27 protein-coding genes and 1 riboswitch are annotated in these 25,740 nt (G+C 72.1%); of the genes, 13 read left to right on the forward strand and 14 right to left on the reverse strand.

Features of this window, described 5'->3' with window-relative positions; all coding sequences use genetic code 11:
- Positions 1 to 4 precede the first annotated feature (4 nt).
- Positions 5 to 1,057, forward strand: coding sequence for a P1 family peptidase (locus tag KIH74_RS15705; RefSeq protein ID WP_214156684.1), 1,053 nt, complete (start codon positions 5 to 7; stop codon positions 1,055 to 1,057).
- 126 nt (positions 1,058 to 1,183) lie between these two features.
- Here the strand turns inward: KIH74_RS15705 and KIH74_RS15710 are convergent, their stop codons facing one another.
- Complete coding sequence (locus tag KIH74_RS15710; RefSeq protein WP_214156685.1) at positions 1,184 to 2,347, reverse strand: general stress protein; 1,164 nt, start codon at positions 2,345 to 2,347, stop codon at positions 1,184 to 1,186.
- A gap of 144 nt (positions 2,348 to 2,491) precedes the next feature.
- Entirely contained in the window at positions 2,492 to 3,010 is a 519-nt protein-coding gene (locus tag KIH74_RS15715; RefSeq protein ID WP_372492076.1) for a Dps family protein, read from the reverse strand.
- Between the two features lie 438 nt (positions 3,011 to 3,448).
- Positions 3,449 to 3,549: riboswitch (SAM riboswitch) on the forward strand.
- A gap of 5 nt (positions 3,550 to 3,554) precedes the next feature.
- On the opposite strand from KIH74_RS15715, the gene KIH74_RS39205 reads away from it, so the two are divergent.
- From KIH74_RS39205 to KIH74_RS15725, 3 genes are all read left to right on the forward strand, one after another.
- Complete coding sequence (locus tag KIH74_RS39205) at positions 3,555 to 3,668, forward strand: putative leader peptide (RefSeq protein WP_372492067.1); 114 nt, start codon at positions 3,555 to 3,557, stop codon at positions 3,666 to 3,668.
- A gap of 164 nt (positions 3,669 to 3,832) precedes the next feature.
- Positions 3,833 to 5,554 carry a nitrite/sulfite reductase gene (locus KIH74_RS15720; RefSeq protein WP_214156687.1) on the forward strand — a complete coding sequence of 574 codons (1,722 nt, stop codon included), beginning with the start codon at positions 3,833 to 3,835 and terminating at the stop codon, positions 5,552 to 5,554.
- Between the two features lie 249 nt (positions 5,555 to 5,803).
- A complete protein-coding gene (locus KIH74_RS15725; protein ID WP_214156688.1) occupies positions 5,804 to 6,535 on the forward strand; it encodes a phosphoadenylyl-sulfate reductase in 732 nt (243 codons plus the stop codon).
- A 23-nt stretch (positions 6,536 to 6,558) separates the two neighbouring features.
- On the opposite strand, the gene KIH74_RS15730 is transcribed toward KIH74_RS15725, so the two are convergent.
- Complete coding sequence (locus KIH74_RS15730; protein WP_214156689.1) at positions 6,559 to 7,293, reverse strand: hypothetical protein; 735 nt, start codon at positions 7,291 to 7,293, stop codon at positions 6,559 to 6,561.
- 199 nt (positions 7,294 to 7,492) lie between these two features.
- On the opposite strand from KIH74_RS15730, the gene KIH74_RS15735 reads away from it, so the two are divergent.
- Both KIH74_RS15735 and KIH74_RS15740 read left to right on the forward strand, forming a co-directional pair.
- Positions 7,493 to 7,924, forward strand: coding sequence for a hypothetical protein (locus tag KIH74_RS15735; RefSeq protein ID WP_214156690.1), 432 nt, complete (start codon positions 7,493 to 7,495; stop codon positions 7,922 to 7,924).
- Complete coding sequence (locus KIH74_RS15740) at positions 7,921 to 8,808, forward strand: HpcH/HpaI aldolase/citrate lyase family protein (protein ID WP_214156691.1); 888 nt, start codon at positions 7,921 to 7,923, stop codon at positions 8,806 to 8,808. Before KIH74_RS15735 ends, KIH74_RS15740 begins: the two co-directional genes overlap by 4 nt.
- Here KIH74_RS15740 and KIH74_RS38630 read toward each other — a convergent pair.
- Positions 8,805 to 9,701 carry a DMT family transporter gene (locus KIH74_RS38630; protein ID WP_214156692.1) on the reverse strand — a complete coding sequence of 299 codons (897 nt, stop codon included), beginning with the start codon at positions 9,699 to 9,701 and terminating at the stop codon, positions 8,805 to 8,807. The genes KIH74_RS15740 and KIH74_RS38630 overlap by 4 nt on opposite strands.
- Before the next feature lie 125 nt (positions 9,702 to 9,826).
- Here KIH74_RS38630 and KIH74_RS15750 point away from each other — a divergent pair, with 125 nt between their 5' ends.
- From KIH74_RS15750 to KIH74_RS15765, 4 genes are all read left to right on the forward strand, one after another.
- A complete protein-coding gene (locus tag KIH74_RS15750; protein ID WP_214156693.1) occupies positions 9,827 to 10,411 on the forward strand; it encodes a hypothetical protein in 585 nt (194 codons plus the stop codon).
- Between the two features lie 106 nt (positions 10,412 to 10,517).
- The gene (locus KIH74_RS15755) at positions 10,518 to 11,801 is read left to right on the forward strand and encodes a magnesium transporter MgtE N-terminal domain-containing protein (RefSeq protein ID WP_308113804.1); all 1,284 of its coding nucleotides are present in this window, start codon (positions 10,518 to 10,520) and stop codon (positions 11,799 to 11,801) included.
- Complete coding sequence (locus tag KIH74_RS15760) at positions 11,791 to 12,477, forward strand: DUF1003 domain-containing protein (RefSeq protein ID WP_214156694.1); 687 nt, start codon at positions 11,791 to 11,793, stop codon at positions 12,475 to 12,477. Before KIH74_RS15755 ends, KIH74_RS15760 begins: the two co-directional genes overlap by 11 nt.
- Positions 12,474 to 14,387 carry an ATPase, T2SS/T4P/T4SS family gene (locus tag KIH74_RS15765; protein WP_214156695.1) on the forward strand — a complete coding sequence of 638 codons (1,914 nt, stop codon included), beginning with the start codon at positions 12,474 to 12,476 and terminating at the stop codon, positions 14,385 to 14,387. The genes KIH74_RS15760 and KIH74_RS15765 overlap by 4 nt, the downstream gene beginning before the upstream one ends.
- Here KIH74_RS15765 and KIH74_RS37775 read toward each other — a convergent pair.
- Positions 14,376 to 14,840 carry a GAF domain-containing protein gene (locus KIH74_RS37775; protein WP_214156696.1) on the reverse strand — a complete coding sequence of 155 codons (465 nt, stop codon included), beginning with the start codon at positions 14,838 to 14,840 and terminating at the stop codon, positions 14,376 to 14,378. The two genes, KIH74_RS15765 and KIH74_RS37775, sit on opposite strands and share 12 nt — an antisense overlap.
- A 177-nt stretch (positions 14,841 to 15,017) precedes the next feature.
- On the opposite strand from KIH74_RS37775, the gene KIH74_RS15775 reads away from it, so the two are divergent.
- A complete protein-coding gene (locus KIH74_RS15775) occupies positions 15,018 to 16,148 on the forward strand; it encodes an Mrp/NBP35 family ATP-binding protein (RefSeq protein WP_214156697.1) in 1,131 nt (376 codons plus the stop codon).
- A gap of 69 nt (positions 16,149 to 16,217) precedes the next feature.
- On the opposite strand, the gene KIH74_RS15780 is transcribed toward KIH74_RS15775, so the two are convergent.
- The 4 genes from KIH74_RS15780 to sigE form a co-directional block, all read right to left on the reverse strand.
- On the reverse strand, positions 16,218 to 16,676 hold the full coding sequence (locus KIH74_RS15780) for a twin-arginine translocase TatA/TatE family subunit (protein WP_214156698.1): 459 nt from the start codon (positions 16,674 to 16,676) through the stop codon (positions 16,218 to 16,220).
- 82 nt (positions 16,677 to 16,758) lie between these two features.
- A complete protein-coding gene (locus KIH74_RS15785; protein WP_246572476.1) occupies positions 16,759 to 18,822 on the reverse strand; it encodes a S1C family serine protease in 2,064 nt (687 codons plus the stop codon).
- Positions 18,823 to 18,956: 134 nt separating this feature from the next.
- Positions 18,957 to 19,544 carry a zf-HC2 domain-containing protein gene (locus KIH74_RS15790; protein ID WP_214156699.1) on the reverse strand — a complete coding sequence of 196 codons (588 nt, stop codon included), beginning with the start codon at positions 19,542 to 19,544 and terminating at the stop codon, positions 18,957 to 18,959.
- Entirely contained in the window at positions 19,541 to 20,191 is a 651-nt protein-coding gene (sigE, locus tag KIH74_RS15795; RefSeq protein ID WP_372492068.1) for an RNA polymerase sigma factor SigE, read from the reverse strand. The genes KIH74_RS15790 and sigE overlap by 4 nt, the downstream gene beginning before the upstream one ends.
- 526 nt (positions 20,192 to 20,717) lie before the next feature.
- Between sigE and KIH74_RS15800 the strand changes: the two genes are divergently transcribed.
- The gene (locus tag KIH74_RS15800; protein ID WP_214157022.1) at positions 20,718 to 21,350 is read left to right on the forward strand and encodes an O-methyltransferase; all 633 of its coding nucleotides are present in this window, start codon (positions 20,718 to 20,720) and stop codon (positions 21,348 to 21,350) included.
- A gap of 47 nt (positions 21,351 to 21,397) precedes the next feature.
- Positions 21,398 to 21,991 carry a hypothetical protein gene (locus tag KIH74_RS15805; RefSeq protein ID WP_214156701.1) on the forward strand — a complete coding sequence of 198 codons (594 nt, stop codon included), beginning with the start codon at positions 21,398 to 21,400 and terminating at the stop codon, positions 21,989 to 21,991.
- Positions 21,992 to 22,033: 42 nt separating this feature from the next.
- Here the strand turns inward: KIH74_RS15805 and KIH74_RS15810 are convergent, their stop codons facing one another.
- The 5 genes from KIH74_RS15810 to KIH74_RS15830 form a co-directional block, all read right to left on the reverse strand.
- Complete coding sequence (locus KIH74_RS15810) at positions 22,034 to 23,578, reverse strand: leucyl aminopeptidase (protein ID WP_214156702.1); 1,545 nt, start codon at positions 23,576 to 23,578, stop codon at positions 22,034 to 22,036.
- A 54-nt stretch (positions 23,579 to 23,632) separates the two neighbouring features.
- Positions 23,633 to 23,800: a DUF3117 domain-containing protein gene (locus tag KIH74_RS15815; RefSeq protein WP_214156703.1), complete on the reverse strand. Its 168-nt coding sequence runs from the start codon at positions 23,798 to 23,800 to the stop codon at positions 23,633 to 23,635.
- Positions 23,801 to 24,048: 248 nt separating this feature from the next.
- On the reverse strand, positions 24,049 to 24,714 hold the full coding sequence (locus KIH74_RS15820; protein WP_308113806.1) for a DNA-3-methyladenine glycosylase I: 666 nt from the start codon (positions 24,712 to 24,714) through the stop codon (positions 24,049 to 24,051).
- A complete protein-coding gene (locus tag KIH74_RS15825; protein ID WP_214156704.1) occupies positions 24,707 to 25,174 on the reverse strand; it encodes an SRPBCC family protein in 468 nt (155 codons plus the stop codon). The genes KIH74_RS15820 and KIH74_RS15825 overlap by 8 nt, the downstream gene beginning before the upstream one ends.
- Entirely contained in the window at positions 25,174 to 25,713 is a 540-nt protein-coding gene (locus KIH74_RS15830) for a DivIVA domain-containing protein (protein WP_214156705.1), read from the reverse strand. The genes KIH74_RS15825 and KIH74_RS15830 overlap by 1 nt, the downstream gene beginning before the upstream one ends.
- Positions 25,714 to 25,740: the final 27 nt, after the last annotated feature.

A 25,740-nucleotide genomic window follows, 5' to 3' on the forward strand; every position in this document is an offset into this window, starting at 1 on the left:
AATCATGGACGACGAAACACCCACACCGCTCTGGGGTTCGATCACCGACGTGCCCGGCATCCGGGTCGGCCACGCGACCAGAACCGGTGACGGCTGGCTGACCGGTGTCACGGCGGTGATCCCGCCGCCGGGCACTGTCGGCGCCGTCGACGTGCGCGGCGGTGGACCGGGCACCCACGAGACCGACGCCCTCGACCCGACCACGCTCGTTCCCACGGTCGACGCCGTGACCCTGACCGGCGGAAGCGCTTTCGGCCTGGCCAGTGCGGGTGGCGTGCAACAGTGGTGCCTGGAGCAGGGTCTCGGCTTCGCCGCCGGGCCACCCTCCGACCCGTCCTCGGTCCTGGTGCCGATCGTGCCCGCCGCAGCGGTTTTCGACCTGGGCCGCGGCGGCGACCTGTCCGCCCGCCCCGACTTCGCCCTGGGTCACGAAGCCGCCGGGGCGGCGGGCACCAGCACACCCCGCGGTGTGGTGGGAGCCGGCACCGGGGCCCTGGCCGCCCGGGGCACCCTGAAGGGCGGCATCGGCACGGCGTCGATCACGCTGCCCGGCGGGGTGGTGGTCGGGGCTCTCGTCGTCCTCAATGCTCTGGGGTCGCCCCTCGACGCGACCACCGGCGGGTTGCTGGGCACGGCCTTCGTGCCGCCCGGCCTGACCCGCCCCGGCCTGCCCGATCCCGCCGAGAACGCGCGCTACCTGGGCGATCTCGCTGCCGCCACCGCGCCCTCCGCGGCCAACACCACGCTGGCCGTGGTGGCCACGAACACTGTCCTGGATCCGGCGCGGGCACGGCGAACCGCCACCGCGGCCCATGACGGTCTGGCGCGTTCTCTGGCCCCGGCCCACACCCTGCTCGACGGAGACACGGTCTTCGCCCTGGCCACCGGCGAGATCGAGGTGGATTTCACCACCACGGTCGGCGTTCAGGCAGCCGCGGCGGATGCAGTGATGCTCGCGGTCATGGATGCCGTGCTCGCCGCGAACGGCGTGGACCGCACGGCATCCGGCGGGGTGGCGGTGCCGTCGTACCGGGAGCGGTTCCCCAGCCTCCGCTGACCCGTATCACCGCGCGGTGGGCCGGGATTCGGCACCCTCACCCCGGCCACCGCTCGGCCCGCCACCGCTCGGCGCCGGCTACTGCTCGTGCCCGGCCACGGCTCGTGCCAGTGCTGCTCGTGCGGGCTACTGCTCGTGCCCGGGCCGGGTGGGCTGCACCTGGGTCGGGGGAATCTGCTGCGTCTCGGCCGACGCCGCCCCGGCCTCGGCCTCGGGCTGCCCGGCGGCAGCCTGCTCGCGGTGACGACGTTCTGCGGCTTCACGTTCCGCCCGCTCGAGACCGGCCTGCTCCTGGCGGCGGTGCTCGGCGGCCTCACGCTCGGCCTGCTCGCGGCGGTGACGTTCGGCGGCCTCACGTTCCGCCGCCTCACGCTCCTCGGCGCGCTTGCGTTCCATCATCTCGCTGTAGGTGGGCCCGGTGACCGGCGGAGCCTGCTGCTCCTGCGGCTGACCACCCTGACCCGGCTGCCCGAACTGACCAGGCTGGCTCGGGTCGCCGTACTGCCCGGGCTGGCCAGGCCGACCGTACTGCCCAGGCTGACCGTACTGACCCGGCTGCCCGTATCCGCCTGAGGGCCCGTACTGACCAGGCTGGCCGTACTGACCCGGCTGGCCGTGCTGACCAGGCTGGCCGGCCTGCCCCTGCGGCCCGGATCCGGGCTGGCCCCAGGGCTGACCCCACGGCTGGTTCTGTGGCTGGTTCTGCGGCGCCGGGTAGGGCTGGCCGTACGACTGCCCCTGCGGCGACTGCGAATACGCGACGTTCTGGTCGGCCCCCTCGGGCCGGCTGCGCGGGCCGCCCTCGTCAGCCAGCTTGTTCAGCAGCTGACGAGCGGCACCGGCCTGCTCGGTCAGGCAGAGCACGCGGTACTCGCCGGCCACGATCTGGCTGCTCGAGGTGAAGTCACGGCGACCGCCGGTGAACGCGTAGGAGATCAGGCTGAACAGACCACCGAACGCGGCGCCGATCAGCATGGCGGCGGGCACGCTGAAACCCTCGGCACTGCCGAACAACGAGATCAGCAGCCCGACGAACAGACCGAACCAGGCACCGGACAGCAGCCCCGCCACGGCCACCCGGGAGTAGGTGAGCCGCCCGGTGACCCGCTCGACCATCTGGAGGTCGACCCCCACGATGGTGACGGCCTGGACCGGAAAGTGGTTGTCGGAGAGGTAGTCGACCGCCCGCTGCGCCTCCAGGTAGGTGGCGTACTGCGCGATGGTGTCGCCACGGGGCGGCGTGGGCAGGCCCGGCTGGGGCTGCGACCGGAGCGAGCTGAGGTTCGACATATGATCATTCTCCCTGATCCCGGGCCCCCGGCGCATCCGCGCCAGGGACCGCCGGGATCTCGTCAGGTGACTCACAGAACTGAACGCGTGAGGCCCTCGGGGGAGTTTCGGCCGGCCCTATGCCGACAGCTGAACCCGGCCGCCTCAGGACGTGGCGCTCTTCGCGGCGCCCTTCTCGGTGGTCGCCCCCTCGGTGCTGAGCACGCCACCGGCGTTCTCCAGGTGGGCCCGCACGAACCAGTGGAACTGCTCGATCTCGTGCAGGTGACCGATCAGCAGGTCGTTGGTGACGTCGTCGAGTTCCTCGGTGTCGGCGGCGGCCTTGCGGATGCTGCTGATCACGCCGACGTACACGGTGTCGAGGGCGGCGAGGTGCTCGATCGCGCCGGCCCGGCCGATCGAGTAGTCGTCCCAGTCACGCTGCTCGACCAGCGCGCCCGGGGTGCCCTGCGGCGAGCTGCCCAGCGTGGCGATCCGCTCGGCGACGGCGTCCGCGTAGCCACGGACCGTCTCCACCTGCGGGTCGATCATCTCGTGCACCGAGATGAAGTTGGGGCCGACCACGTTCCAGTGCACGTGCTTCAGCGTGAGGTGCAGGTCGTTGTAGGTGTTGAGGATCTTCTGGAGCACGGCCGCCGTGGCAGCGCCCTGCTCGATCGTCATCCCGGGCACCGTGTACGACGGCTTGCCCTGGAAGGCGTCCGGCTGGTTGGGGCTGACCTGGGTCGTACCGAGCTGTTCCTGTCGGGAAGTAGTCGTGGTAGCCATGCGGACACGTTAGGTCGGGGGCCTTCGCGTCGCAGTTCGAGAGGTCCGCCGAAAACCGGGGGCCCGGCGTGGCGACGCGACCGGCGTTTCGGCGCCCGGCTCCAACCGCTGCTTGGCGGTACGCCTATGTGAGCTTTTGTGAGCGACACCACTGCGTAACGAAGAGCATCCGGCCGATTACTGCTCCACGGCGGGAATGGCGCCCTCCACCTGCGGGTTCTCCATGACTGACCGCAGAGGGGCCAGTCCGGCGGGTGGGCACGGCGCGCGTTCGTCGTCCCACATGATGGACTTTCTCGTTGACGCAGTCGTTATGTGAACGTACGGTCAAGAAAACCATCCAGAGCGGCCGAGAGACCTGGCTCGAAGACGTCGCAGCAACCACCCCGCAACCAGCTTGCCGGGCCCGGTGCTACCGCCAGGACCGATGGAGGAGAACATGCGAGCCCGACTGTCGCCCGACGGTTCATCGGCCACCAGCGCCACCGTGAAGAACCTGACGAGGCGCGCCTACGTCGACCTGCTCAGGACCGCGAGCGCGGCCTGTCGGTAATCGCCGATCCGAACCTGCTCGCGCCCCTCAGCCAATCTTCACACCCGATCGCTCACCACCTTCCCGAACCGGCCCTTTTTTCGCGGCCCCGGCCGGGTGGTGACCGCGGTCTGAGGTGTGCGCACTACTGACCGCAACTCTGCCCTCACCCGGAGGAACCGCCCGTGACCACCGAAACCGCCCAGACCGGGGCCGGTACCGTCTTCCCGCCCCGGCCCAAGCGCTCGGAGGGACAGTGGGCCCTGGGTGAGACCAGCCCGCTCACGCCCAACGAGGCATGGAAGGCGGAAGAGGGCGGACTGGCCGTCCGGGAGCGGGTTTTCGACTCCTACGCCCAGGGTGGCTTCGCCAGCATCCCCGGTGACGACCTGCGGGGCCGGATGCGCTGGTGGGGTCTGTACACCCAGCGCCGTCCGGGAATCCCCGGCGGCCGCACCAACTCGCTGGAGCCGCACGAGCTGGACGACGAGTACTTCATGCTCCGGGTGCGCACCGACGGCGGTGCGGTCGACCTGAAGCAGCTGCGCACGCTCGCCTCGATCTCCACCCGTTACGCCCGAGACACGGCAGACGTCACCGACCGGCAGAACATCCAGTTCCACTGGATCCGGATCGAGGACATGCCGGAGATCTGGACGGAACTCGGCGAGGCGGGCCTGATCACCGTGGACGCCTGCGGTGACACGCCGCGCGTCATCCTCGGATCGCCGGTCGCCGGAGTGGCCGCCGACGAGATCATCGACGGGACGCCCGCGATCCTCAGGATCCGCGAGATGTACGTCGGCGACGAGGAACTCCAGAACCTGCCGCGCAAGTTCAAGACCGCGATCAGCGGCAACCCGAACCAGGACGTCGCGCACGAGATCCACGACATCGCGTTCGTCGGGGTGAACCACCCCGAGCACGGGCCGGGTTTCGACCTGTGGGTCGGCGGCGGGCTCTCGACGAACCCGATGCTCGCGCAGCGCCTGGGTGTCTGGGTGCCGCTCGACGAGGTGCCCGACGTGTGGCACGGCGTGATCCGGATCTTCCGCGACTACGGCTACCGCCGGCTGCGCAACCGGGCCCGGCTGAAGTTCCTGATGGCCGACTGGGGCCCGGACGTCTTCCGCCGGGTGCTGGAAGACGAGTACCTGCACCGCAAGCTGGTCGACGGCCCGGCTCCGGAGCTGCCCGAGGGCCGGCACGACCACGTGGGTGTGCACCGGCAGAAGAACGGCAAGTTCTATGTCGGGGTGGCTCCGGTGGTCGGCCGGGTCAGCGGCGAGTCGCTGGCGAGGCTGGCGGACGCCGCGGAGCAGGCCGGCAGCGACCGCATCCGGTTCACGCCGCACCAGAAGATCGTGATTCTGGACGTCGTGGCCTCCAAGGTGCCCGACCTGCTCGACAACCTGGAGGAGATCGGGCTCACGGCAAGGGCTTCCGCGTTCCGGCGGGGCACGATGGCCTGCACCGGCATCGAGTTCTGCAAGCTGGCGATCACGGCCACCAAGAGCACCGCGACCGACCTGGTGGCCGAGCTGGAGAACCGGCTGGCCGACGTGCCGGAGCTGTTCACCCTCGACGGCCCGGCGCTGTCGATCAACATGAACGGCTGCCCGAACTCCTGCGCCCGTGCCCAGATCGCCGACATCGGCCTGAAGGGTGTGCAGCTGCCGAATCCGGCCGACCCGCAGGGCGACACGGTGGACGGCTTCCAGATCCACCTCGGCGGTGGCCTGGGCGTGCACGCCGGTTTCGGCCGCAAGGTGCGCGGTCTGAAGAGCACCGCCGCCGATCTGCCCGACTACGTCGAGCGGATGGTGCGCCGCTGGCTGGCGCAGCGCAAGGACGACGAGACCTTCGCGGCCTGGGTCAACCGGGCGGAAGAGGCTGACCTGACATGAGTTCCGACAGCTCGCGCGCAGTGCCGTACTGCTGCCCGTTCTGCGGCGAGGAAGACCTGCGACCGGTCGCGAGCGGCACGGTCGAGGGTCTGACCCGCGGCGGCTGGCACTGCCGCAGCTGTCTTCGCGTGTTCAGCCTGGCCTTCCACGGACTGCACCGACCGGAGCAGATCGAAACCCCTATCCCCCTTTCACGTTCCCATTCCGCGGGCCCCACCCCCGGCACCCGCACTGGAGAGTGACGCCATCATGATCGGTTCCCTGATCAGCCGGCCCGAGGACGTCGCGGCCGCCCTGGAAGAAGACCCGCAGCGGTTCGCGGACGAGGCCAACGGTGTGCTCGAGGGCGCCGACCCGCTCACCGTGCTGGGCTGGGCCGGAAGGGCTTTCGGCAAGGGCCTGGTGATCACCGCGTCGATGGGCGACACCGTGCTGGCGCACCTGACCTCCCGTGCGGTGCCCGGCACCGACATGCTGTTCGTCGACACCGGATATCACTTCGCCGAGACCATCGGCACCGCGCAGGCCGTGCAGCACTCCTACCCGCTGCGCATGCTCAGCATCCGGCCGAAGGAGTCGGTGGAGGAGCACGAGGCCAGGCGCGGCAAGCTGTGGCAGAGCAACCCGGACGCCTGCTGCGCCATGCGCAAAGTGGCGCCGCTGGACAACGCGCTGCGCGGCTACCGGGCCTGGGCCACCGGCCTGCGCCGGGTGGACTCCCCCGACCGGGCCGGCACCCCGGTGGTGCGCTGGGACGCCAAGCGGGACCTGCTCAAGCTGGCACCGATCGCGGCCTGGACCGACGAGGACGTGCAGAACTACCAGGACGCCCACCCCGAGGTGCTGAGCAATCCCCTGCTCCAGATGGGTTACCGCTCGATCGGCTGCTCGACCTGCACCCGGGCCGTGGCACCGGGCGAGGACGCGCGGGCCGGGCGCTGGGCCGGGCGGGCCAAGTCGGAGTGCGGCATCCACCTCTGAGCCGTTCCGGAACGCGGGCGAGTTCAGGAACGCGGGCCGCGGGCCAGGACCCGCTCGAACTCCTCGTCGAAACGCTCCAGGATGAGCTGGATCTCGGGCCGGTCGAGGGCTTCCTCGACCCGCTCGGCGCTCTCGCCCACCGCGCCGTCGGGCCGTAGCTCGGCGTCGGTCACCTTCTGGTCGTCGGGCTTGCCGAACGTGCTGCGGGCGAACTTCACCGCGGCGGGCGTGAGCCTGCGACCCTGGGACAGGCCGTCGGCGATGGCGGCCGAGAGCAGGCGCAGGTCCATGCCCTTGAAGGCCTCGTCGTAGGCCTGGCGGATCCGCAGGGCCTGCTGCTCGCGCGCGGCCTCCTCGTCGTCCTCAGGTAACCGGTTCTGCACCAGGCTGCGGTGCAGCACGCGGGAGAGCAGCACCACCTTCATCACGTCGGTGGGGACGCCCTTCACCGCGCCGAAGATCGCGACGTATTTGCGGACCGGGAAGAGCACGACGCGGCGGGGTACCGAGCGCAGGTACTTCATCGCGTCGTGGAAGACCCCGCCGTCGGCACCCTCGTAGAGCGGCGCGACCCGCTTGGACGGGTAGGTGCGCTGACCCGCGCGCAGGGTGCGCACGACGGCGACCTGGGTGGCTCGCAGCCGGATCGCGTCGTCGAGCAGCGGCACCGGCACGAACCGGGCCGCGGCGACGGCGATTCCGCAGACGACCGCCTGGCCCACCAGCGTGGCAGGCGGCCGGACCGCATCGGCACTCATGTCTCTCAACGTACCCGCGCTTCCTCCCGGCAGCATGTACTCGTGCCCAACGCGGATCCCAGAGCCCCGGTTCCTCCGGTGAACGGCACATGTGAACGGCACGTGCGCCACGTCGCCGTCGTCGGCCGGGCGGGTGCACTCGGTCACTCGGGCCCGTCCGGGGCTGGACTCACCGGTGCCGGGACGATTGGCTGGAGCGGTGACCGGTGAAGACGTACTCGCGATCGGCGGCCTGATCCTCGTCGTCGTGGGCGTGATCGTGATGATCGTGCCGATGGCACGGGCCACCCTGGGCGGCTCGGCGATCGGCCGGGTGCCGCCGGAGCTCAGCGGGCTGACCCCGGCCGACCAGGCCGGGCTGCGCCGCACGGTGGAGGAGAACGGCCGGGTGCGCGCCCAGGACCTGCCGCGGCTGCGGGCCACGGCCGACGGGATGGTGGCCCGGCGGATCGGCGTGTGGTTCTGCCTGGGTGGGGCGATCGCGGCCCTGGGCATCGCGGTCAGCGACCCGACCGATCCGTTGCGGCTGGTCTTCTGCGTGCTCATCCTCGCCCTGACCGGGTTCACCGCCCGCGTGGTGATCGCCCGGGCCCGGGCCGGGGCCGCCTTCCTGGCCACACACCCCCGGTGACGACGGTGGTGACGGGCCGGCCCCGGCGCTCGGCCCTGTACGTGCCGGGCTCGAACCGGCGCGCCCTGGAGAAGGCCCGCGCCCTGGCGGCCGACGTGCTGCTGCTCGATCTCGAGGACGCGGTCGCCCCGGAGGCGAAAACCGCCGCCCGGGAGGCGGTCTGCGTTGCGGTGCCGGAACTCGCCCGGTCCGGGCGGGAGCTGGTGGTGCGCCTGAACGCCCCCGGAACCCCTTGGTACGCGGACGATCTGCGTGCCGTGGCGCGGGTGGCGCCGGACGCCGTGCTGATCCCCAAGGTGTCCGGCCCACAGACCGTGCACACCGTGGAGCGCGATCTGGAGACCGCCGGGGCCCCCGACGGCACGGCGGTGTGGGCCCTGCTGGAGACGCCCGCCGCGATGTTCGCCGCCCGCGAGATCGCCGCCTCGTCACCACGACTGGGCGTGCTCGTGCTCGGCACCAACGACCTGGCGAACGAGCTGCACGCCGAGCACGTACCGGGCCGCGCACCGCTGCTGGCCGGTATCGGCCTGGCGGTGCTCGGTGCCCGGGCCGAGGGCCGGGTGATCCTCGACGGCGTGTACAACGACGTGCGCGACCTGGCCGGGTTCGAGGCCGAGTGCGTGCAGGGCCGGCAGTTCGGCCTCGACGGCAAGACGCTGATCCACCCGGCCCAGGTGGAGCCGTGCAACCGGGTGTTCGCGCCGTCGGCGGAGCAGGTGGAGCACAGCCGGGCGGTGCTGGCGGCCTGGGACCGGGCGGTGGCCGACGGCCGCGGCGTGGCCACGGTGGACGGGCGGCTCGTCGAGAACCTGCACGCCGAGAACGCGAAGCGGATTCTGGCTCTGGCCCAGGAGCTTTCCGGCCAGGAACTTTCCGGCTAGGCCGCGGGTTCCAGCACCTCGGCCGGGGCCGGTGCCCGCCGCGAGCGCACCACCACGACCAGCCCGGCCAGCATCAGCACCGCACCGGGCAGCACCGCGAGCGGCGGCGCCTCGCCCAGCCAGGCCCAGGCCAGCAGGGCCGCGCCGGGCACCTCGAAGAGGATGGCCAGCGACACCGGCGTGGCCCCGAGCGTGGGCAGGGTGACGTTGATCAGGGTGTGCCCGAGCACCTGCGCGCCGACCGTGACCACGCCGATCTCGATCCAGCTGCGGGTGCTCAGACCGGTCAGCGGGGTACCGGTGAGCAGGGCGGTGGGCAGCAGCACCAGCGCGCACGAGGCGTAGGCGATCAGCGTGTACAGCGCGGGTGACGTGGTGCGCATGACCCTCTCCCCGGTCAGCACATACACCCCCATCGCCCCGGCCGCGTAGAGCGAGAGCAGGTCACCGGCGAGGGCCTGGGCGGAGCGCCCGGCGTCCACCCCGGTGATCGAGACGACGCCCAGCATCGACACCGCGACGCCGATCAGCACCGCGCGCGGCACCGGCACCCGGCGCACCAGGTCGAAGGCCACCGTGTAGATCGGGGTGGTGGCGCACAGCGCGGTCGCCGCCGCCACGCTGGTCAGCCGGAGCCCGGCGAACCAGCTGGTGAAGTGCGTGGCCAGGACCAGGCCGGAGAACACCGACAGCCAGAACCGGCGGGCGGTGAGGGCGCCGAACCCGGGGCGGTCGCGCAGCAGCGCCCAGGTTCCGCTGACCCCGGCCCCGGCCACGTTGCGCCAGAACGCGATCGCCACGACCGGGGCGAGCGTGCCCGCGGTGACCGGGCCCGAGGTGGAAACCCCCAGCACGGCGACGGCTACGAGGATCCAGGCGCGAAATGTGGACACACCACACTCCTACCAGAGCCCCAAGTCACGGCCGCGCGGTGATCAGGTCACCTTCTGGCCACAGCTCGGTAGCGGACCGCCCGGACCGGGCGGAACGCCCAGACGGGTGTGGCACTCTCGCATGTGTGACCACCCACCCCGCCCAAGGCAACGGCCAGCAGCTGCGCCGTCCGTTGTCACCGGTCGAGGCCGCACTGGTTGCCGAGGCCTGTAGCCGGAGCGACGTGGTCTGGCTGAAACCCGCTGGGGCGGAGAGATATCAGGCGGTCTGGCACACCTGGCACGACGACGCGGTGGCCGTGGTCTACGGCTCGGGCGAGCAGATGCTGCCGATGCTCAGCGGTGAGCTCGAGGTGATGGCGCGCAGCAAGGACACCGGCGCCGCCGTCATCGGGTTCCTCGCCCACGTCGACACCCTCACCGCGCACACCCCGGAGTGGGACGCGGCCGCGACCGTGCTGTCGGCGGCCCGGCTGAACGCGGTGGACGTGGCCCAGCAGCGCGAGCGCTGGGCGTCGGGTGCGGTGATCTCGCTGCTGCGCCCGATCGCGGTGACCGTGGCCGCGGAGGGCGACGACGAGACGCCGGCGGGAGCTTTGCCGCCGCCCGGTGGCCCGGGCACCACCACCGAGCGGGAGCCCTTCCATCTGGGCGGCCGGCTGCGGCGCGCCCTGCGGCTGCGGCGGCGTCGCGAGAACGACCAGAACTGAGGACGACGAGGAGCCCGGTCCGGGTGTTTCGTCGTCCACCATCGGGTGACCAGCACCACCGGCGCTCGGCGAGCCGATCCCGCACCCTCCGCCTAGTCTGAGGCACGTGGGCACTGCCGCGAATCGGGTGTTCGTCGCGCGGATGGCCGGTCTGGCCGTCTTCGACCCGCTCGGCGATCAGGTCGGGAGGGTCCGCGACGTCATCAGCATGTTCCGGCCCGGCAAGCCGACCCGCGTCGTCGGGCTCGTGGTCGAGGTGGTCGGGCGTCGCCGGGTGTTCCTGCCGATGACCCGGGTGACCAACATCGACGCAGGTCAGGTCATCACCACCGGCCTGGTGAACATGCGCCGCTTCGAGCAGCGCCCGACCGAGACACTGGTGCTGGGCGAGCTGCTCGACCGCACCGTCACGCTGACCGAGGACGGCAGCCGGGTGACGATCGAGGACGTCGCCATGGAGCCGACGCGGTCCAGGGAGTGGCGGCTGTGCAAGGCGTACGTGCGCCGGGTGCGACAGGGCCGCTTCGCCCGAAGGGGTGAAGCCTTCGTCGTCGACATCGACGCGCTGGACGGGTTCGGCATCGTCGAGGAACGTCAGGGCGCGGCCAACCTGCTGGCCGCCTTCGACGGGCTGAAGGCCGCCGACCTGGCCGAGGTGATCCACGAACTGGCCCCCAAACGCCGCCACGAGGTGGCCTCGGCGCTGACCGACGAACGGCTGGCCGACGTCCTCGAGGAGCTCCCCGAGGAGGCACAGGTCGAGATCCTCACCGAGCTGGAGAGCGGCCGGGCCGCCGACGTGCTGGAGGCGATGCAGCCCGACGACGCCGCCGACCTGCTGTCAGAACTGCCGCTGGAGCAGCGCGACCAGCTGCTGGAGCTGATGGAGCCGGACGAGGCGGCGGACGTGCGCCGGCTGCTGGCCTACGGCGACGACACGGCCGGCGGCCTGATGACGCCGGAACCGGTGGTGCTGCCGCCCGACGCCGCGATTGCCGAGGCCCTGGCCCGGGTGCGGCATCCCGACCTGTCCCCGGCCATCGCGGCCGCGGTGTTCGTCTGCCGTCCGCCGCTGGAGGCACCCACCGGCAAGTACCTGGGCATGGTGCACATCCAGCGGATGCTGCGCGAGCCCCCGCACCAGCCGCTCGGGCAGATCGTGGACAAGGACGTGAAGCCACTGCCCACCCACGCCCCGCTGGAGCAGGTGGCCCGGCACATGGCGCACTACAACCTGGTGTCGGTACCGGTCGCCGACGAGCTCGGCCGGCTGGTCGGCGCGGTCACGGTCGACGACGTGCTCGACCACCTGCTGCCGCAGCACTGGCGTGAGGACCCGGCGGACCTGCGCGACTTCACCCTGACCGGGGAGATCCCGCGTGTCGTCTGACATCCGGAACCTGGTGCGGCGTTTTCTGCCGTCCGGTGGTGGCGGGCTGGACACGCCCCTGGACGCCTCGCTGCGCGGCCGCCGCAGCGGCCCGCCGGTCGACGCCGAGCGCTTCGGGCGGGCCTCCGAGCGGTTCGCCCGGTTCATGGGCACCGCCTCGTTCCTGGTCGGGATGACGGTGTTCGTCGGGGGCTGGCTGGCCTGGAACTGGCTGGCGCCCGAGAGCCTCCAGTTCGACCCGCGCCGGCTCAACTTCACCCTGATGACGCTGCTGCTGAGCCTTCAGGCGTCGTACGCGGCGCCGCTGATCCTGCTGGCCCAGAACCGGCAGGCCGACCGGGACCGGGTGGCCGCCGAGCAGGACCGGGACCGGGCAGAACGAGCCCTGGCCGACACCGAGTACCTGGCCCGCGAGGTGGCCGCGCTGCGGATCGCGCTGGGCGAGGTGGCCACCCGGGACTTCGTCCGGTCGGAGCTGCGGGCCCTGCTGGAGGAGATCGACGACCGGCCGCCCCGGACCAAGAAGAAGAACCCCAAGTCACCGAAGGAACCCTCGAACGGCGGCTCGAACGGGGCACGAACGTCTGCGCCGGGTACGGACCGCAACGGTTCCCGGCCAACTGGTCACCGTTACGGCTTAAACAACGAGCTCTCGGTGCCGACAGAGAGTTCGTGACGACGAGCCCTCCGAACGCCGGGCCGCCCCGGCAGGCCGGGCCGTCGCCAGTCGCCGGACGTCGGCGGCTGGGTGACGTGCTGGTGGAGTCCGGCCTGCTCACGGCCGAGCAGCTGGAGCTGGCCCTCAACGACCAGCGCCGCCCCGACGCCCCGCGCCGCCGCCTCGGCCAGGTGGTGTCCGACCTCGGCCTGGCCACCGAGCGCGACGTCGCCGAGGCCCTGGCCAAACTGCTCGGCCTCCAGATCGTCGACCTCTCGCGCACGATGCCCGCCCCCGACGTGGTGCGTCTGCTGCCCCGCGCGGTGGCCGAGCGAACCCGCGTGCTGGTGCTCGACCGCACCTCCAAGGGCCTGCTGGTGGCGGCCGCCGACCCGACGAACGTGCTCGCGCTCGACGACGTGAAGCTGTACACCCGCAGCGCGGACATCACCGTGATGGTGGCGACCGACAGCCAGATCCGCGATCAGCTGGCCCGGGCCTGGTCGCTCGGCGCCGACTCCAGCGCGGTGTCGATGGCCGAGGAGAGCGTCGAGGAGGACGAGGCCGACCTCACCTTGCTGGGCGCGACCGACGACGAGGCGCCCATCGTCAAGCTGGTCAACCGGATCTTCGGCGACGCCGTGCGGCTGCGCGCGTCCGACATCCACGTCGAGGTGCAGCGCGAGGTGCTGCGCGTGCGCTACCGCATCGACGGCCTGCTGCGCGACGTGATGAACGCGCCGCGCCGGATCGCCACCTCGGTGATCAGCCGGATCAAGATCATGTCCGGCCTGGACATCTCCGAGCGCCGGATCCCGCAGGACGGCCGAACCCGGATCGTGGTCGAGGGCATGGCCATCGACTGCCGCATCAGCACCCTGCCCAGCCTGCACGGCGAGAAGGTCGTCATCCGGCTGCTGACCCGCGGCGACGAGGTGCCGTCGCTGTCGCAGCTGGGCTTCGAGCCGGACCAGCTGGCCAACTTCGAGGCGTCGCTGGCCGTGCCGCAGGGCCTGGTGCTGATCACCGGGCCCACCGGCTCGGGCAAGACGAACACCCTGTACTCCGCGATCGCGCAGATCAGCGACCCGGAGAAGAACATCGTGACGCTGGAGGACCCGGTCGAGGTGCAGCTGCCAGGCATCACCCAGGTCGGGGCGAACGCCAAGATCGGGATGACCTTCGCGGCCGGCCTGCGCTCGATCCTGCGGCAGGACCCGGACATCATCCTGGTCGGTGAGGTGCGTGACGAGGAGACCGCCGAGCTGGCGCTGACCGCCTCGATCACCGGTCACCTGGTGCTCACCACGCTGCACACCAACTCGGCCGTCGCGGCCCTGACCCGCCTGGTCGACATGGGCGTCGAGCCGTTCCTCGTCGCGTCGTCACTGACCTGCGCGATCGCCCAGCGTCTGGTGCGCACGCCGTGCCAGAGCTGCGCGGCGCCGTACCTGCCGAGCCAGGACACGCTGACCGTGCTCGGGCTGCTGCCGTCCGACCTGGCCGGGGCCACCCCGCTGATGGGCACCGGCTGCCCGGAGTGCGGTGGCACCGGGTACAAGGGCCGCACCGCGGTGTACGAGGTGCTCGTGGTGGACAACACCATGCGCCAGGTACTGATGAAGGACGCCAGCGAGGCCGCGATCAGCGCGGCCGCGCGGGCCGCCGGGATGTCCACGTTGCGGGCCTCGGGCCTGCGCAAGGCCAGGGCCGGCAAGACCACCTACGAGGAGGTCATCCGGGTCACCCAGTCCGACGCCGAGGCCGCCCATGCCTGTCCGCAGTGCGGCAGGCACGTGGGCGAGGACATGATCGCCTGCCCGTACTGCGGCACCAACCTGGACCGCGGGCACTGCCAGAACTGCGGGCGCTCGGTCGAGGCGGACTGGCGGCTGTGCCCCTACTGCCGCAACGCCTTACCCACCTAGCTGCTTCTTCAGCAGCAGGGCGGCCTCGGCGGAGAGCAGGCGCAGTTCCTCCACCTGGGAATCGGTCCAGAGGCGCGGCTTGTGGTCGATCGCGCACAGCGCCCCCACCACGACGCCGTCGGCGATCAGCGGCACCCCGGCGTAGGCGATCACCCCGAGTTCCATGATCGCGTGGTTGCGGGCCACCAGCGGGTCGTCGTTGGCGTTGGCCACCACGAACGGCTCGCCCGAGGTGACCACGTGCTGGCAGAAGGAGTGGGTCAGCGGGGTCCAGCGCTCGGAGCTCCACGGCTCGGCCAGCCCGAAGGCACCCGGCAGGGCCTGCCCCTCCTCGTCGACCAGCGTCATCAGGGCGACAGGGCTGCCCAGCCGGGAGGCCGTGCGCACGCACAGCTCGTCGAAACTCGGCACCGCACCCGCCGGCAGCGGGGTTCGTGGCGGTAGTACCACCACACCTCCAAGGTCGTTCCGACCGACGCTCTTCTCCCCCGCCGGTCGTGGTCCCGTGAATCGCTGGGCGCCCCCGGGCCCGGGACCATCTTGGAGCACATCGCGCCATTCCGCGCGCCGAATCGTTATCAACCGACCCGCGCGTCCTGCACCGTGTCGCGAGGGTCATACCATCGGTGTATGCCAGCGCCGCTGCTCGATGCCGTCCACGCCGCTCTCGCCACGGTGAACGATCCCGAGATCCGCCGTCCGATCACCGAACTCGACATGGTCGAGTCGGTAGACGTCGACGGCTCGACGATCCGGGTCTCCGTGCTGCTGACCGTGGCGGCCTGCCCGATGCGTGACCGGCTGACCTCCGACGTGAAGGCGGCGGTCGGCGCGCTCGACGGCGTCGACGAGGTGCGGGTCGACCTCGGCGTGATGTCCGACGAGCAGCGCGGGGCGCTGCGCGAGAAACTGCGCGGCGGCGAGGTCGCCCGCGAGATCCCGTTCGCCAAGCCGGGTTCGCTGACCCGGATCTACGCGGTCGCCTCCGGAAAGGGCGGTGTGGGCAAGTCGTCGGTCACGGTCAACCTGGCCGCCGCGATGGCGGCCGACGGCCTGTCGGTCGGCGTGCTCGACGCCGACGTCTACGGCTTCTCGGTGCCCCGCATGCTCGGCGTCGACCGGCCGCCCACGCGCATGGACGAGATGATCCTGCCGCCGGTCGCACACGACGTGAAGGTCATCTCGATCGGCATGTTCGTGCCCGGCAACCAGCCGGTGGTGTGGCGCGGGCCGATGCTGCACCGGGCGCTGGAGCAGTTCCTCACCGACGTGTTCTGGGGCGACCTCGACGTGCTCCTGCTCGACCTGCCGCCCGGCACCGGCGACATCGCGATCAGTGTGGCCCAGCTGCTGCCGACCGCCGAGATCCTGGTCGTCACCACCCCGCAGACCGCGGCCGCCGAGGTGGCCGAGCGGGCCGGGTCGATCGCGCTCCAGACCAAGCAGCAGGTGGTCGGCGTGGTCGAGAACATGTCGTGGCTGGAGCAGCCCGACGGCAGCCGGCTGGAGATCTTCGGCTCGGGTGGTGGCCAGACGGTGGCGAACTCGCTCGGCGAGTCGATCGGCGCGCCGGTTCCGCTGCTCGGCCAGATTCCGCTGGACACCTCGCTGCGCGAGGGCGGTGACGTGGGGACGCCCGTGGTTCTGTCGCACCCCGACAGCGCGGCCTCCCAGGCGCTCACCCAGGTGGCGCGCAGGCTGGGCAAGCGGGCGCGTGGGCTGGCCGGGCGCTCGCTGGGACTGACCCCGGCGGGTCGCTAGAGACGCGAGATCGTGCGGAGGCAGCTGCCTCCGCACGATCCGTCACTCCGGTTGCCTAGGTCCGGTTGCCTAGGTGGCGTCGGGGTCGAAGGCCGGGGTGCCGGCGGGCGGCTTCGGGGTGTCGTCGTTCTTCTCCGAGCCGCCCGGGGCCGAACTGCTTGAGGACGACGAGGAGCGCGCCGCGGCACCGTTGGCCGACGGCTTGGCGCCGTCCGTGCTCAGCCCTTCCTTGGTGTACCCGTTCTCCTTCAGACCGAGCGGGTCGTCCGGGTCCCAGGCGTCGGCCAGCGCCTCGCGCACGATGCGGCGCGGGTCGTACTGGCGCGGATCGAGCTTCTGCCAGTCGATCTCGTCGAACTCGGGCCCGAGCTCCTCGCGCACCTGACGGCTGGCGCCCTGCGCCATCCGCCGGAGCTCGACGACGATCCGGGCGAGCTGCTGCGCGTACTGAGGCAGCCGCTCCGGGCCGAGCACGACCGCAGCCACCGCCAGCAAGACGATGAACTCAGCCGGATTGATACCGAACACAACGCGAGACTAGGCGCTGCCGAGCGGAACTCCAACCGCCCGGTACGCCGTATTGGTCTGGTGGTTCCCGTAGTCGCCACGCTCAGTCACTGGACGCACTCAGCTTCACCTTCACGTCTTTCTCGCCACCGCCGTCGCGGCGGATGGTCAGGGTCACCGTGTCGCCCGGCGTCTCTGCGCGGATCGCGACGATCAGCTCGTCCGGCGCCGTCACCGGCCGGCCGTTGAACTTCGTGATCACGTCGCCCGGTTCGATGCCGGCCTCGTCGGCCGGGCCGCCCGAGGTGACCGGGTCCTGGCCGTCCGTGGCGCTCTGGCTGACCAGCACGCCCTCGCCGGTGTAGGACGAGTCGAGGGTGACGCCGATGATCGGGTGGTCGGCCTTACCGGTGCGGATGAGCTGCTCGGCGGTGCGCTGGGCCTGGTTGCTGGGGATCGCGAAGCCCAGCCCGATGCTGCCGCCGGTGGTGCCGCTCGTGCCGGTGGAGTCGGGCACCCGGGCGATCGCCGAGTTCACCGCGATCACGTGGCCCGCGGCGTTCACCAGCGGGCCGCCGGAGTTGCCGGGGTTGATCGCGGCGTCGGTCTGGATCGCGTTGATGAAGGCCGGGGTGTCGCCCTCGCCGGCGGCGACCGGGCGGTTCAGGGCGCTCACGATGCCGGTGGTGACGGTGCCCTGAAGACCCAGCGGGGCGCCGATCGCCACCACCGGGTCGCCCACCTGCACCTCGTCGGAGTCACCGAAGGTGAGTTCTTGCAGGCCCTTGGCCTTCACCTTGACCACGGCCAGGTCGTACGACGCGTCGGCCCCCACCACGGTGCCCTTGGCCTGGGTGCCGTCCTGGAACACGACCTGGATGGACGACGCGGTGCTGTCGGTCTCGGCCGACACCACGTGGTTGTTGGTGAGGATGTAGCCCTTCTCGGCGTCGACCACGAAACCCGAGCCGGTGCCCTCGGTGGTGCCCGCCGTGACCTCCAGCGACACCACGCTCGGCGTCACCGCCGTGGCCACCGCGGTGACCTCACCGGCCGTCTGCTCGCGGTTGTCCTTCACCGGGTCGGGCAGCGACACCGTGGGGTCGCGCCCGTCGGTGCCGGAGATGTCGTCGTAGAGGGCACTGCCGCCGAACCCGCCCAGCACTCCGGCGAGCAGCCCGACCCCGAGCGCCGCCGCGATCAGCGAGGCGCGACCGGAAGTGCGGCCGGTGGCCCGGCCCGCGGGGATCGGCGGGGGCGGGCCCCAGGGCTGGGTGCCCGGCGTGGCGCCGTCGCTTGGCTGCTGCGGGTGGGGCTGGGGGCCGTAGCCGTACTGGTTCTGCTGGCCGTACTGGTTCTGCTGGGTGGTGGTGCCGTACTGCTGGTTCGGGTGCTGCTGGCCCGGGTTGTCACCCAGGTCTGCCGACCACGGGCCCGGACGGCCGGGATTCGGCCCGCTGGGTGAGGACCAGGCGCTCGGCGGGGCCTGGAACAGCGGGGTGCGCTGCTCGGCCTGGACCGGCGCGGCCTGCGGGTACGGGGTGTGCTGTGTGGCGTCGTCGGCGTTGCTGAACTGGGACTGCTGCTGGTTGGCCGGGTAGGCGGGCCAGGCGGGGGCGGTGACGGTCTGGGGAGGCGTCGGCACGCCGGGCCGGTCGGCCTCGTGCGACGGGCTCGTGGCTGCCGTGTCGCTGTCGAGTTCCGCCTGCTCCGGCCGGTTCAGCTCGGACGTGGAACCGTAGGACTGCGGGGAGTGCTCGGCACCCGGCTGCGCATCGTGACCCGCGAGCGTCGCGCTCTGGTCACCGTACCCCAGGGGGCGGGTCCGCTGAACGTCCGGCGCGGCATCGGACCGCGGCGACAGGTCTTCCGGATCAGCCGAAAAGGACTGCGCAGAGCCGTATCCCGATGCCTTCGCAGCCGATTCCCCGGGCTGGGCGAGATGGCCGTACGTCGCACGGGGTTGCGTTTCATCGAACCGCGCCTCGTCAGACCGCTGCGCCCCGGACGGCGTCATTCCCGTCTGCGGCGTCCCGGGCTGTGGCGTTCCCGACTGCAACGTCTCCGACTGTGGCGTTCCGGGCTGCGTCGCTCCGGTCGCCGGCGTCCCGGCCGGCGGCGCCCAGTAGACCTGCTCGTCCTTTGACGGCTGGTCCTCGTCAGTCATCCCTGCTCCTCGGCGGTGGTGCTCATGAGCGTGCGGTGGGCGGCCGGTTCAGGCCCGGGCCCAACTCTCGCACGCCTGTCAGAGCGCGGCGCATCGACACCAACGGACGCACTCTACGTGCGCGCGGGCGGGATTCAGCGACCGCCCAGGCCCGTCCAGCTGTTCTCCGAGCTGAAGGGACTCATGTTGGTGGTGGCGATGTGCCGGACCACGAAGCTGTCGACCGGTGTGACCACGTCGGCCGCGCTGACCGCGTGGCTGGCCACACCTCCGGCCACACCGGCCCCGACCAGGCAGGCGGCGCCGACCAGGGTGGCGGCGACACGGCGCTGGGGACGGCTGAGACGAGCACGGCGCTGACCGGCCAGCGCGTTGCCCCGGCTCGGCGGGGCGGGGGCGGCGAACACCCGCACGTCGTGACGACCTGCCGGGCGCAGACCCGCGCCGGGCGAGACGAACGCCGGTCGCGGGCTGCCGGGCACGTGCTCCCGCCGGGGCGGGAGCGGGCCGGCCGGACCGCCCAGGTCGAGCAGGTTCCGGAGCAGGTCGTCGCCCGGTTCCGGAACCACCAGGCTGGCGAGACGCTGCTTCATCAGCCGCTCGATCTCGAGCGCGTCCCGGCAGTCCCGGCAATCGGCGAGATGCCTGAGCGCGCGGTCGGCGGCGGCACCCTCGAGTTCGCCGTCGACCAGCTCGCTCAGACGTCCACCGAGATGGCTCATGGGGCTACCTGACCGGAGGGAGCGACCACGCTGCCCTGGGTGTAGGCGGGCACGGTGGGCCGGCGGTGCGCCAGTTCCTCGCGCAGCAGCGCACGACCGCGGTGGATGCGGGAGCGCACGGTGCCGAGCTTCACGTCGAGCGTGGCGGCGATCTCCTCGTAGGACAGACCCTCGATGTCGCACAGCACGACCGCGGCCCGGAAGTCGGGCGGCAGCGCGTCGAGCGCCCGCTGCACGTCGTAGTCGAGGTTGTTGTGCTCCCAGGCCCGCTCCGGACCGGCCTCGCGACCGGGCAGCCGGTCGGTGACCTCGTCGGTCAGGTTGTCGAACCGGATGCGCTGCTTGCGCCGCGCCTGGTCGAGGAAGAGGTTGGTGGTGATGCGGTGCAGCCACCCCTCGAACGTGCCCGGGGTGTAGGAGGAGAGCGAGCGGAAGACCCGGACGAAGACCTCCTGGGTGAGGTCCTCGGCGTCGTGCTGGTTGCCGGTCAGCCGGTAGGCCAGCCGGTACACCCGGGCCGAGTGCTCCCGGACGATCTCGTCCCAGCTCGGCGGCGTCCAGGCGACCTCCGCCGCAGCGGCCTGGGCAGGCGAGGTGGAACGCTCCACGGCGCGTGCCTCTGACGTTTGCGGTGCCTCGTGCGGCAACCCGGACCCTTCGGACGGTGCGAGGCGGGACTCACCCACGCCTCGGCCCGTCCGGTCCTGCGCGCGACCCCGACCGAACAGCCTCAGCGGGAACGACCCCGCAGGTATCGCGTACGCCGACACCCTGCCTCCCATCCTCGCCCACGCTTCGGGCCTCGTGCCACTCACGTGAGCGCCTCTCACTCAACTGGTCCCAACGCGTCACTTGGGTGCCGCGTTCCCGATCGATACCGATGAACGCTGTCAGCCGAACCCTGGAGTTTCCTGGGAGCTCGTCGTCCCTCGATCACCCGACCATCCTCGGCGTCCGGGCCGCCGGGCGCCATCAGGCCGTTCCCCGGCCCGACCCTGAGGCGTTCCCAGGGCAGCGGCGGTACACCGGTTCCCCCTCGTGCACCACGCGCGGTACGCCCGGCGGGCGACGTCCCCTGTCTGTAGTAGATGAGTGTCGCGGGGACGGAGCATTAGGCTGTGCGGTATTGGTGGAGCTGTTCCACCACCAGCTACACCGCCACTGGAGCCAGCGATCAAAGCCCCGACGCCCGCCAGCTGGGCCTACGCCGAGACGTTCGTCCCCGAGGACGACGTGCTGGCCCGCGCCCGGGCCCGCGCCGACGAGCTGGGCTGTTCCGCCATCGCCCCGGGCGCGGGCGCGGTTCTGGGCGTGCTGGCCGCCGCGCTGAAGGCCCGCGCGGTGGTCGAGATCGGCACCGGCGCCGGCGTCAGCGGTGTGCACCTGCTGCGCGGCATGCCCGCCGACGGCGTGCTCACCACGATCGACGTCGAGGTGGAGAACCAGCGGGCCGCCCGGGAGGCGTTCGCCGAGGCGGGCATTCGCCCCAACCGCACCCGGATGATTCCCGGCCGGGCCCTCGAGGTGCTGCCCCGGCTCACCGACGCCGCGTACGACCTGGTGCTACTGGAGGCGGGCACGATCGACGTGGACGAATACCTGGAGCAGGCCGTCCGGCTGCTGCGCCCCGGTGGCGCGCTGGCCCTCGACGGCGCCCTGCACCGCGACCGGGTGGCCGACCCGGCGCAGCGCGACGCCGTCACCACCTCGATCCGCGACCTGGGCAAGGCGGTGCGCGACCACAAGCAGCTGCTCCCCGCGCTGCTGCCGACCGGTGGCGGGCTGTTGCTGGCGGTGAAGCGCTGAGCGGCGGCACCGGGGACAGACCCGGCACCGAGCAGGTGATCAGCCCGGTGGTCGTGGCGTCCGGATACCGGGGCATCGATCTGGGAGCGGTCGCCGACGCCGCTGCCTCGGCCGAGACCCCGTCCGTCACGGCGACTTCCACGCCGGTGCCCGCACCGCCCGCTGAGCGCATCGACCTGACCCGGTACGAACAGGAGCCCTACGCCGGCCACCCGGCCGGCCCCCTGACCGACGACCTGACCGACGATCAGGATGACGGCCTGACCGAGGAAGAGCGCACCGGTCACTACCGCACCGGCCCGATCGACCCGAACCGGCCCTCCGCCCCGCGCCGTCTGATGCGTGGAGGCGAGCAACTCGGCGTCATGGTCGGCCATCGCCTGCTGGTGGGCATCACGTTCTTCGACGAGGACGGCAACGTCACCAACGCCCAGCAGTTCTGCGGCCGGGTGCTGGAGGTGGCCGACGGCGTGGTCGTGGTGGAACGCCCGGGCCAGCCGGAACCGGCCGTGCTGCCGGCCGAGGTCGCGGCCTACCGCAAGGCCCGCACCGGCCGCTACACCCTGCGCGACACCGGCGAGATCGTGGTCGACCCGGACTTCGTGAGCACCTGGCAGGTGGCCGCGGTGCAGGGCGCCTGACCCGCGGGACGGCGCCCCGACCGGGTCAGGGCAAGGACCGGGTCAGTGCAGGCCCTCCAGCCAGCGCAGCAGCAACCGGGTGCCGAAACCCGTGGCGCCGCGGGTGGCCTCGTGCTCGTCCCGCTCGGCGCGGGCCGGGCCGGCGATGTCGAGGTGGGCCCAGCGTGCCCCGGCGGTGAACTCGCGCAGGAACAGGGCCGCGGCGATGGAACCACCACCGCTGATCTCGGCCCCCGGACCGGTCACGTGCCGGATGTCGGCGACGGTCGAGTCGAGCACGGAGCGGTACTCGTCGACCAGCGGCATGCGCCAGACCTGCTCGCCGCTGCCGGTGGCGGCCGTGGCGAGGGCCTCGGCCAGCCGGTCGGTGGTGCTGTAGAGCGCGGCGTGCCGCCGGCCCAGCCCGAGCGAGGCGGCCCCGGTCAGCGTGGCGATGTCGACGATCACCTCGGGATCGAGATGCCGCGCCGCGTAGGCCAGCCCGTCGGCCAGCACCATGCGGCCCTCGGCGTCGGTGTTGAGGATCTCGACGGTCTGCCCGCCGTAGGTGGTGACCACGTCGCCGGGCCGGTAGGAGCCGGCGCCGAAGGCGTTCTCGGCCAGCGGCAGCAGCGCGGTGACCGGCCGGCGGATACCGATCTCGGGGCAGGCCAGCAGCGCCGCGAGCACCACGGCGGCCCCGGCCATGTCGCTCTTCATGGCCACCATCGACGTGCGCGGCTTGATCGAGATGCCACCGGTGTCGAAGGTGATGCCCTTGCCGACCAGCACCACGGGCCGGCGGTCGCGCACGCCCTCGGGGCGGTAGTCGATGCGGACGAACCGCGGCGGTGTGGCGGAGCCGGAGCCGACGGCGAGCACTCCGCCGAAACCCTCGTCGGCGAGCTGGTCCTCGTGCCAGATCCGCACGTCCAGTCCGGCGGCGGCACCGAGGTCGGCGGCCTGCCGGGCGAACCAGTCGGGGTTCTTCAGGTTGGCGGGCGTCTCGGTGAGGTCACGGGCCAGCACCGTGGCCCGGGCGTGCGCCCGGCCCCGGTCCAGACCCGTGGCCGGGTGAGAGCCGACCAGGGTGACCTGGGCCGCGGGCGAGGAGTCCTCCCGCGGCTTCAGGCCGGCGCTCGGCGGCGTGTACCCGCCGAGGACGAAGCCCTCGACCACGGCACGCGCCCCCTCCACCGAGGAGCCATCACCCAGGGTGGTCACTACGTGACTGCGACCGCGCGCGGAGCGACTCAGTGCGGCCGCGGCCCGACGGAGGTCTCGCGGGGAACCGTCGCCGATCCCGACCAGCAGGAAGCGCTGCGGCAGCCCGGACGGGGCCATGACCGGGACCCGGACGACCTGCCCGGCACCGCCCTTGACCCGTTCGGCCCCGATCACCGCGGCCAGGTCGACGCCGTAGGCGGCCGCGACCTGATCTCCGTGCCGGTCCGCGACGACCGTGTCACCGGTCTTGCGGACCGGCACCGCGACCAGGTCGGCGTCTACCGTCTCCCGGAGTGCGGAGACGAGTGATCCCGACCTGCTCGCGACGCTGGTCCGCGGCCCCACCCGGGGTGCGACCTGGACCGGTGCTACCGCCACCATCTGCTGCCTGACCTCCGTCGCCGGGGCCGGTGCGGGCACCGGCCGACCCGCCTACTAGTTGCCTACCGCCTTGAGCGCGTCGCCCAGCTCGCTCGCCTCTGTGGCGGACATCTCAACCACCAGCCGGCCGCCACCTTCAAGAGGAACGCGCATGACGATGCCGCGTCCTTCCTTCGTGACCTCCAGCGGTCCGTCGCCGGTCCTCGGCTTCATGGCCGCCATGTGGCTCCCCTTCCTCGGCGCGATTCCCGATCTTGGGAATCGCTGAATGCTATGGGCACAACGCCCGCCGCCTACCCGTGCCAAGCACGGAGCGTGACCTCGAGCATTATCCCGCTTACCGGTTCCACTACGAAACGCGGTGGCCCCCGGCGGGCTCCGCACGTCTCATTTTGCTGCCACCACGCCCTGCGATGCAGGATTTGCCACCCTAGAGGGCTTTCTTACATCGGCTGGTGTCACGAATTTTGTCATGATCGAGCGACATCGCGCGCGTCCGGTGCCGTGCGACCGGGTTTTTTGACCGGCTTGTCACCCGCCACCGCGGTGCGCGCGTGGCAGCCCTGGAAGTGGTCGTTGACCAGCCCGCAGGCTTGCATCGCGGCATAGGCGGTGGTCGGCCCGACGAACGCGAAGCCGTGCCGCTTCAGCGCCTTGGCCAGGGCCGTGGACTCCGGGGTGACGGCCTGCACGTCGCTGAGCAGGCGGGGTGCGCGGGGCGCCCGCCCGGGGGCGAAGGACCAGATCAGCGCGTCGAGCCCGCCCTCGACGGTGTCGCGCACCTCGAGCACGGCGCGGGCGTTGCGCACGGCCGCCTCGATCTTGGCCCGGTTACGCACGATGCCGGTGTCGGTCAGCAGCCGGGACACGTCGTCCTCGTCGAAGGCTGCCACCTTCTCCGGGTCGAACCCGGCGAACGCGGCCCGGAAGTTCTCCCGTTTGCGCAGGATCGTGATCCAGGCCAGCCCGGACTGGAAGGCCTCCAGGGTGATGCGCTCGTACAGCCGGCTCTCGCCGCGCACCGGGAAGCCCCACTCCTGGTCGTGATACGCCTGGTAGTCCGGGGTGGAGGCGCCCCAGAAGCAGCGCCTCAGCCCGTCTTCGCCGGTGACCAGTGCCGTCCGTGTCTCAGCCACGCCCACCCATTTCTGTCTCCACCTCACGCCCCAGCCGGCGCAGCGCGGCCCCGTAGGCCGCCCCCGCCACCCCACCGATCAGCGGCCCGGCGAACCGGGTCAGCGCCTCGGGCGGCACCCGCAGCTCCTCGTGCCAGACCAGCAGACTGCCCTGCCCGTCCGGCCGCACCTCGGCCTCCACCCAGCCGCGCAGCAGCCGGCCGGTCTTGCCCACCCGGAACCGGCCCGTGCCGCTCGCGCCCGACGGTGGCTCGAACCGCTCGATCCGCATCGGGTCGTCGAACGCCAGCGGCCCCAGCCCGGTGCGGGCCACGAAGACCGAGCCGGGCCGGTCGCCCGGCCCGACCACGCGGATGCTGGTGAGCGGCGCCAGCCGGGCGTGGGCGGGCCAGTCGGTCAGCCGGGCCCAGACCCGCGGCACCGGCGCCGCGACCGGCACCTCCACCCGGAAACGGGCCATCAGTCGCGGTCTTCCGCGCCCGGCCGGATCTCGCCGGTGGTCGGCGGCCCGGCCGGGCCGCCCGCCGTGCCCTGCGCACCGGGCGAGGCGTCGTCCGGGTTCTCCGCCCGCCGCCGAGGCCTGCGCAGCGGCCGGGTGATCGGCCCGGTCAGCGGGTAGGCCGGATCGGGTGCCGGGACGCCGCCCTCGTCGACCGGCGGCGCGTCGATCGTGGCGACGCCCTCGCCGGTGGTGGTGACGGCACCGCCCCGGGCCAGCTGGAGCCGCGCGGAGCGCTCCTGCACCACCTGGGCGCGCAGCCGGTCGACCTCCAGCGCCAGCGAGTCGAGCGCGGCGTCGACCTGGTCCATGCGGTAGCCGCGGAATCCCTGCACGAAGCGCAGCGCGGTCACGTCGCGACCGGTGATGTCGTCGGCGGGCAGCGCCCGCACCGGGATCGTCGGAGCGGGTTCGTCGAGGCCGCCGCGGATCACACCGGTGGCGACGGCGATCACCCCGGCCACCACCACGAGGGTGAGCAGCACCATCAGCAAGGTCACGACGAGATCGTCCCACGGGGTACCGAC

It is taken from the genome of Kineosporia corallincola (assembly GCF_018499875.1).
In the GTDB taxonomy this organism is placed as follows: Bacteria; Actinomycetota; Actinomycetes; order Actinomycetales; family Kineosporiaceae; genus Kineosporia; species Kineosporia corallincola.

What these genes read in the sequence shown, in the direction of transcription:
- KIH74_RS15705 (WP_214156684.1), top strand. Translation starts at nt 5, where the DNA reads ATGGACGACGAAACACCCACACCGCTCTGGGGTTCGATCACCGACGTG.
- KIH74_RS15710 (WP_214156685.1), bottom strand. Translation starts at nt 2,347, where the DNA reads ATGTCGAACCTCAGCTCGCTCCGGTCGCAGCCCCAGCCGGGCCTGCCC.
- KIH74_RS15715 (WP_372492076.1), bottom strand. Translation starts at nt 3,010, where the DNA reads ATGACGATCGAGCAGGGCGCTGCCACGGCGGCCGTGCTCCAGAAGATC.
- KIH74_RS39205 (WP_372492067.1), top strand. Translation starts at nt 3,555, where the DNA reads ATGCGAGCCCGACTGTCGCCCGACGGTTCATCGGCCACCAGCGCCACC.
- KIH74_RS15725 (WP_214156688.1), top strand. Translation starts at nt 5,804, where the DNA reads ATGATCGGTTCCCTGATCAGCCGGCCCGAGGACGTCGCGGCCGCCCTG.
- KIH74_RS15730 (WP_214156689.1), bottom strand. Translation starts at nt 7,293, where the DNA reads ATGAGTGCCGATGCGGTCCGGCCGCCTGCCACGCTGGTGGGCCAGGCG.
- KIH74_RS15775 (WP_214156697.1), top strand. Translation starts at nt 15,018, where the DNA reads ATGCCAGCGCCGCTGCTCGATGCCGTCCACGCCGCTCTCGCCACGGTG.
- KIH74_RS15785 (WP_246572476.1), bottom strand. Translation starts at nt 18,822, where the DNA reads ATGACTGACGAGGACCAGCCGTCAAAGGACGAGCAGGTCTACTGGGCG.
- KIH74_RS15790 (WP_214156699.1), bottom strand. Translation starts at nt 19,544, where the DNA reads ATGAGCCATCTCGGTGGACGTCTGAGCGAGCTGGTCGACGGCGAACTC.
- KIH74_RS15810 (WP_214156702.1), bottom strand. Translation starts at nt 23,578, where the DNA reads ATGGTGGCGGTAGCACCGGTCCAGGTCGCACCCCGGGTGGGGCCGCGG.
- KIH74_RS15815 (WP_214156703.1), bottom strand. Translation starts at nt 23,800, where the DNA reads ATGGCGGCCATGAAGCCGAGGACCGGCGACGGACCGCTGGAGGTCACG.
- KIH74_RS15825 (WP_214156704.1), bottom strand. Translation starts at nt 25,174, where the DNA reads ATGGCCCGTTTCCGGGTGGAGGTGCCGGTCGCGGCGCCGGTGCCGCGG.